1 protein-coding gene is annotated in these 234 nt (G+C 62.8%); it reads left to right on the top strand.

Translation table 11 applies throughout. The features are described 5' to 3' along the window. A partial coding sequence (locus tag HMPREF0072_RS11745) for a cation:proton antiporter domain-containing protein (RefSeq protein ID WP_211204259.1) occupies positions 1 to 234 on the top strand: 234 nt, incomplete at both ends.

Below are 234 nucleotides of genomic sequence, written 5' to 3'. Positions count from 1 at the left end.
CCTGATCGGCGCGATCATGGCCGAGTCGCGCCAGTTGGTGCAGATCGAACGATTGATCGAGCCGGTCCGTGACATGTTCAGTGCGATCTTCTTCGTCGCCATCGGCCTGCTGATCGACCCGAAGATCCTCGTCGAGTACGCCTGGCCGATCGCCCTGATCACCGTCGCGGTGGTGCTCGGCAAGATGTTCTCCTGCGGCATGGGTGCGTTCATCGCCGGCAACGACGGACGCAC

This window comes from Anaerococcus lactolyticus ATCC 51172 (assembly GCF_000156575.1).
Taxonomy (GTDB): domain Bacteria; phylum Bacillota; class Clostridia; order Tissierellales; family Peptoniphilaceae; genus Anaerococcus; species Anaerococcus lactolyticus.
Note: the sequence above shows the minus strand (reverse complement) of the source record. Positions and strands in the feature narration are given on the sequence as shown.